General features: G+C 48.4%; 6 protein-coding genes. 3 read left to right on the top strand and 3 right to left on the bottom strand.

The window, feature by feature from the left end; translation table 11 throughout:
- Together OXG87_13820 and OXG87_13815 are read right to left on the bottom strand one after the other, a co-directional pair.
- A partial coding sequence (locus tag OXG87_13820) for a choice-of-anchor D domain-containing protein (protein ID MCY3870632.1) occupies positions 1-1,056 on the bottom strand: 1,056 nt, incomplete at its 3' end.
- Between the two features lie 72 nt (positions 1,057-1,128).
- Entirely contained in the window at positions 1,129-1,293 is a 165-nt protein-coding gene (locus tag OXG87_13815) for a hypothetical protein (protein MCY3870631.1), read from the bottom strand.
- A 100-nt stretch (positions 1,294-1,393) separates the two neighbouring features.
- Here OXG87_13815 and OXG87_13810 point away from each other — a divergent pair, with 100 nt between their 5' ends.
- From OXG87_13810 to OXG87_13800, 3 genes are all read left to right on the top strand, one after another.
- Entirely contained in the window at positions 1,394-2,233 is an 840-nt protein-coding gene (locus tag OXG87_13810; GenBank protein MCY3870630.1) for a phytanoyl-CoA dioxygenase family protein, read from the top strand.
- Between the two features lie 269 nt (positions 2,234-2,502).
- Positions 2,503-3,732, top strand: coding sequence for an RNA polymerase sigma factor (locus OXG87_13805; protein MCY3870629.1), 1,230 nt, complete (start codon positions 2,503-2,505; stop codon positions 3,730-3,732).
- Positions 3,733-3,740: 8 nt separating this feature from the next.
- The gene (locus tag OXG87_13800) at positions 3,741-5,024 is read left to right on the top strand and encodes a TlpA disulfide reductase family protein (GenBank protein MCY3870628.1); all 1,284 of its coding nucleotides are present in this window, start codon (positions 3,741-3,743) and stop codon (positions 5,022-5,024) included.
- A gap of 73 nt (positions 5,025-5,097) precedes the next feature.
- On the opposite strand, the gene OXG87_13795 is transcribed toward OXG87_13800, so the two are convergent.
- Positions 5,098-6,027 carry an aldo/keto reductase gene (locus OXG87_13795; protein MCY3870627.1) on the bottom strand — a complete coding sequence of 310 codons (930 nt, stop codon included), beginning with the start codon at positions 6,025-6,027 and terminating at the stop codon, positions 5,098-5,100.

Raw genomic sequence — 6,027 nt, 5'->3', positions numbered from 1 at the left:
ATTGGGAGATAGTGTGAACGTAGAAGGCTCAAACGTCAGACCTGACACATCGCTCTCTATACCCGTGATCTCAAGAGGCGCAGTACCCGTATTCGTAATCGTAATCGTCTCTTGAACCGTCTGTGCAAACGCAACAGTACCGAATTCAACCGCCGTCTCCTGAACTGCAAGCACAGGCACAGGTGGTGGTTGAACGATCACAGAAACGGATAAGGTCTGTGTTGCACGATCCGGATCATTACTCGAAATAGTGATCTTACCCGAAAACGTCCCTTCCGCAGAACTCGGAAACGTCACCGTCACTGTGCGCGAACCATTGGGTTCCAGCGTAAACATCGTAGTATCAAACATCAGACCTGATACATCACTTTCAATACCCGTAATCTCTAAGGACGCAGTACCCGTATTCGTAACCGTAATCGTCTCTTGAACCCGTTGCTCAAACGCAACAGTACCGAAATCAATTGTCGTCTCTCGCACAGTGATCGCCGGCACAGGTGGTGGTTGAACGATCACAGAAACGGATAATGTCTGTGTCGCACGATCCGGATCATTACTTGAAATAGTGATATTACCTGAAAACGTACCCACCGTCGAACCCGGAAACGTCACAGTAATCGTCTGTGAATCGCCAGGTTCTACTGTGAACGTAGAAGGTTCAAACGTCAAACCTGCCACATCGCCATCAACCTTAATACCCGTAATATCCAGAGGTGCTGTTCCCGTATTCTGAATCGTAATCGTCTGTTGATCCGGTTGACCCGCGTCAATCGTGCCGAAATCAACTGCCGTTTGCTGCACACTGATCGCCGGCACAGGGGGCGGTATTTGCGCCAACAGTTCATTAACCCTGTCTTTCACTCTTGTAACAGAACTTGAACTCAGACCACCTATAACGGGCAATGCAGTCCCATTGGGACGAACCACAACGAAATTCTCATACCGAGCCGGAGCAGAACTACCGGCGTTTAGAAGCAAGGGAAAAGTGATGTCCCCGTTCCTGCGAAACCCGTCAACCTGTGACTGACTGCCATTCCAGGCATCGAGACCGAGCATAGCAACATTGGGATCTGCTTTATAATCTTGCCATAAACCTTCGAGTCGCGGACCCGCGGCTCTACAGGTTGGTCAGCTATGCCCAAAGACCGCAAGTATGAGCACTTTGCCGCGATAGTCAGAAGCGCTATATGTATTGCCGTCGAGGCCTCGTAGAGAAAAATTAACCGTTTGTGCAGAAGCGGTCCCAACGAGCAAAAGCAGAATCATCGGGATGGACAATAGATATTGGCGCATGGCATTTATCCTCATATATTAGTAAAAAAGAAAAACTGTATTTATCAAACGCTTCAATCTAACAGAAGTTTCTCCACGGGTCAACTACAAGGAGCGAGCGATGGGCATCCTCACCGAAGAAAAAAAATCGTTTTTTGACACCTTTGGATTTCTTGCATTTCCCGAGTTATTGTCGGATTGCATCGCCGAAATCATCGATGCATTTGAAACGGTATGGGCACAACGGGGGGGTGGACACAACGGGCAACCGCACGATGGCATACGCCGATCGTGCATTGTGCCATTTATCGACCAGCACGAACGTCTGTGCGCCCTCCTGGATGATCCGCGGATAAAAGAAATCCTGACCGGATTACTCGGTGAAAACTTCAACTACATGGGATCGGACGGAAATTACTATGCCGGAGACACGCAATGGCATTCGGATGGCTGGGGCAAGGAAATCCGATTTGTAAAAATCGCCCTGTACCTGGATCACTTAACGCGCAACACGGGTTGTTTGCGCGTCATCCCAGGAAGTCACCATCTCAAAGATCAATATGCAAATAATGTCGAAAACACCGTCCGAAACTCTCAGGAACAATGGGGCATTCACGGACCGGATATACCTGCACTACCACTGGAAACCAATCCGGGTGATGTCGTCTTATTCAATCACAACTTAAAACACGCGGCCTTTGGAGGCAGTCCACGTCGGCGCATGTTCACCATCAACTGCAGCGAACGCTTTCCTGAAGATGAAGAACACATTGAACTGTTAAAAACACAGATTGCCGCACGCGCGCGATTCTGGAATGATCGCGCTTACGGAAAAATCATGCTCACAACCGCTGGACCCGAACGCAAAAAACATCTGGAGCAAGTCATGGCACACGATGGTCACCTCGCCGAACTCTCCGCCCGCGCAAGAGAAGAAATGCCCGAGCCATCGCGTGGATAACGCGGACACTATCAAAAATCCAGAAAGCCCTGTATCTTGGATCACAGGGCTTTTTTATTTAGGAATCCGCGCTTTCGGGTCACATATATATAGCGGACGGAAAACAAGCGGTCAGTAGGCAGTGGTCAGTAGGCAGTGGTCAGCTAAAAATCTTCTGGATCGCGGCTCAAAATCATGCCGCGATGACAGACGGGAGCCTGCCCCGTAATGACTCTATACGGGGGCACGGGGACTGTCCCCAGCACAGCAATCGTCTTTTTGGAGTTACAATGAGCAAACGCGATGCAGAGCAAGTACAAAAAGTATTGTCTGGCGACCAGACAGCTTACGAACCGCTGGTTGAGGCGTATCAAGGGCGCATCTATGCCTTTGTGGCTGGTCGAATCCGCAACTTTTCCGCAACTGAAGACATCGTACAAAATGCGTTTGTGGAGGCATACATGCACCTCAAGTCTCTAAAATCGCCTGAAAAATTCTCCGGTTGGCTGCGGGGAATTGCTCTCAATCTATCGAACAAATGGCTTCAACAAAAACGCCCAATCATCTCAATCGACGATACATCGCAAGATGTGACACCTGAAATATCGGAATTTCCATTGCCAGACTTACCCGACGAAGCACTGGAAAAAACCGAAACAAAAGAAACCGTTATAGCCGCCGTTGATGCATTGCCAGACATTTATCGGGAAGCGGTATTGCTCCACTACATGGAAGGCATGACCTATCCCGAAATCGCCGCATTTCTCGACATCCCCGAAAGCACAGTAACTGGTCGCCTGCAAGTTTCACGCAATCGCTTGCGCGACGAATTGATGCCATTGGTAGAAGACACACTCCGCGAAAAACGTCCGACACCTCAATTGACGCGCAAAATAATAGCCGCATTACCCCTGCTATTATACGCAGTACCAACGCAAGCAAGTCTGCTCGCCAAACTGAAAGGAACAGGCATGATAAAAATAATGGGTATCATCGGCGCAGGTATCGCGGGAACGGGATTGTATTTTGGTGGGATTTCGGCAGTGTTGAATTTAGAACAAGAAAACACTGAGCCATCCCAGGTGCCCCAAATACAGCTTGAATTGGAAAACCTCGCCCAAAATGAGCCATCCGTTCCTGAGAAAGCTGACGAAACAGAGGGCGTAGAATCCTCGCGACAAGAAGTCCAATCCGATACCAATACAAGTGGCGACACACAAACAGAAAAACTGGACTTCAGAATGGAAACTTCGCCACAAGATTCACTGGTAAAAATTGTGTACTGGCTTCCAGAAATCGTTTATTCAGACTCCGTCTTTATAGAACTCGAATGCTACAATAATATGGGCATGATAGTAGCCAGGCCGGTTAATAAAATGCATAATCCCGGTTCTTATACGACGTTCTTATCTAAACAAGGACTTCCCGACGGAATATACTTCGTGCAACTAAGAGCAAATCAATCCAAAAAAAATGCCCAGATACGGAAATTAAATCTAATTTGGACAGACAGAAAGTGAGGCTCAGCATGTATTTCAACAAGTGCAAACTGGTAGCAAATCTGGTGATATGTCTAATTGCATATTCTCTGTGTTTTGCACAACAGCCAACCCATTCCAAAGAAGAAAAGAATCGATTTCGCCAATTTGCGTCCGGGTACCTCCCCAAGACCCCAGAGCAGTATTGGGAAGGCATTCGGGGATTGGAACAACTGCTTGCAGATTATCCCAACACCTTTTTGAAAGGCGACATCTCCATCACCCTGTTGAATTATTACCAGCATGTCACCGATGATCCACACCTGTTGATAGAACTCTCTGACAAAATGCTCGCATTGCGAATGCATGCTAACGGTGCTTACGAAACGGCTGCTCGGATACTCGTGGACAAAGGAGTTCGGTCTGATAAAACGCTTCTATATGCACAAAACGCATTAAAAGAAGCATTGCAGAACCAGAAAAAATGGGAAAATTACGGTAAAAGAGAATTAATCTGCCGGGATCTATTGGCGAGTGCTCACCAACTCCTTGGACAACACGACCATGCTGTCCAAGAAATAAAAACCGCGATACGCGGTTGGCAAACCCGAGAAGATTTAGGCGACCTGGAACTGGCATCTCGGCAGGCGTCAGTAGATAGAGCAAAGACCCACTTACTTCGGATCTATATCGACCAAAAAGCCTGGACAGAGGCTTATGAACTCGCCTCAGAACTATTGCTAACCTCAGTCATACGCGGGGATATTGCAGAACTGTGGAGCCAGGCTTATGCTGGCAAATTCGGTTCAGGTGCAGGCATGAGCAAAGCTTATGCTACCTTAAAAGCTGAGTGGGATAAGAAAATTATCCAACGCGTCGAAAAAGAACGCATATCACGCCCTGCACCGGCCTTTGCAGTCCAAAAGCTGGACGGTGAGAAAATCACTTCGGCAGACTTAAAAGGCAAAGCTGTAGTCGTAACATTTTGGGCGGGATGGTGCAGCCCATGCATTGAAGAACTGCCCTATCTTCAAAAGCTCAAAGCGCAATTTCTCAAGCAAAATGTCGAATTTTTAGCTGTAAATATCGACCTGGACGGCTCAATGCGCCGGGATATGGTCGCCAGCTTTCGGTACCAGAGCGCACCGCTTTTAACCTTTGCACTGGGCGATCTGGAAATGCGAAAAGCGTTTGGCTCCGATGAAATTCCCTATACATGTATCATCGACCAGAACGGACAGATTCGGTATGAACGCAAGGGATTAGGTGCTGACTTCAGCGTGGCGATGGCACATCAATTGCAATGGGTCATCGAAATGAATGAAGCACAGTGAGCGGCTACAGGTAACACCCAATACAAAAAGGGACGCGAAACATTTCGCGTCCCTCTTGCTTTTAAATTCCAAATTACTGCGAGAGAATCTCATCAATCTCTTCCATCTCCTCATCACTGAGATCCCAACCAACCGTCGCGGCATTTGCCGTGACTTGCTCGGGCGTAGTAGCTCCCGCAATCACAGAACACACACGGGGATTGGCGAGAAGCCATGCAAAAGCCAGATCGAGAATCGTGTGATCGCGTTCCTGTGCAAACTCTTCCAACGCCTCCAGAATATCAAAATTTTTATCCGTAAACATACCGCGGTCGCCCTCTGCCAAACGCGTGCCCTCGGGTGCTGGTTCATCCCGGCGATATTTACCCGTAAGAAAACCGCTGGCAAGGGGAAAATAGGGCAAAATGCCAATACCATAAGACTTGCAAAACGGCACAAGCTCTGCCTCGACCTCGCGTTCAAGCATACTATAGCGGGGTTGCACAGTCGAAAACGCAACCAGATTCTTCGCGCGCGAAGTCCATATCGCCTCGCAGACCTCCCATGCCATAAAATTGGAACAGCCGATATAGCGCACCTTGCCCTGAGCAACGAGATAGTCAAGCGCGTGCAAAGTCTCCTCAATAGACGTATTGGCGTCCGTTTGGTGAATCTGATAGAGGTCAATATAATCCGTATTGAGGCGTTTAAGACTATCCTCAACCTCTTTGAGAATATGATAGCGCGAATTGCCGCTCATATTCGGTCCATCGCCCATACTCATCGACACCTTGGTCGCCAGAATAAACGCATCGCGCTTGCCCCTAATCGCCCGGCCAATATAAGTCTCCGACAGCGTGTCTCCGTACATATTTGCCGTATCGATCAACGTAATACCTTCATCCTGCGCCTGATCCATAACACGCGCCGTACTCCTCGCATCGAGGCGCCAGCCAAAATTATTGGTCCCCAACCCAATAGCCGAAACCTGAAGCCCCGAATTGCCGAGTTGTCGATATTCCAT

The sequence above is a fragment of the Gemmatimonadota bacterium genome (assembly GCA_026706845.1).
In the GTDB taxonomy this organism is placed as follows: Bacteria; Latescibacterota; UBA2968; order UBA2968; family UBA2968; genus VXRD01.
This window is presented reverse-complemented; position numbering and strand designations above follow the sequence as displayed.